Here is a 580-nt window from a genome sequence, read left to right on the forward strand (position 1 = left end):
TGAATTGTGGCAACTCCTTTCTTCTTGTGGACAAGTTTGCCATCTTGAGTCAACTCCGACCGAGCGAGTAACCAGTTCACAGTTCTTTCTTCAATGTCTTCAACCGGATTAGGGTTACCCGCACTGACAACTTCTTCTTTTTTCTTCTTCCATTCAGGAATTTTAGCAACATATCCCTTTGATCCCATGTGATGGGGATAGATGTTCTTCTTCGACATCTCAGCATATTCATTACTGATGGCAAGGACTTTAGAATCGGTCTTCTGTTGAACAAATTCTTTCCATTGAACCTCTGTAATTTTACCTATATGTTTTGGCACCTAATCCTTCTTCACGTACTTCGTATTCAGTTCAGACTTCCACTTACGGAACAACTTTCCCATATTAATAAACATCGCATCCCTCACAACGTCCTCTACACCAGCTGGAAACTTGATTTTTTTTCTTCATATTGCTCCAAATCTTATTCTTTATGGGTGTAGGCACTTACCACCAATCTGTGATGGTGATTGGGACATTGTCTCTAACATAAAATCTAGAAGCACATTTGAATAGTTTCCTTGATTCAAGGGGTTCAGAT

General features: G+C 39.7%; 1 protein-coding gene. It reads right to left on the reverse strand.

Going from position 1 to position 580, the window contains the following annotated elements; translation table 11 throughout:
• A partial coding sequence (locus ACQY5W_RS13375; RefSeq protein ID WP_428025464.1) for a hypothetical protein occupies positions 1-320 on the reverse strand: 320 nt, incomplete at its 3' end.
• Between the last annotated feature and the right edge of the window lie 260 nt (positions 321-580).

The sequence above is a fragment of the Arcobacter sp. genome, from assembly GCF_050300555.1.
Lineage (GTDB): Bacteria > Campylobacterota > Campylobacteria > Campylobacterales > Arcobacteraceae > Arcobacter.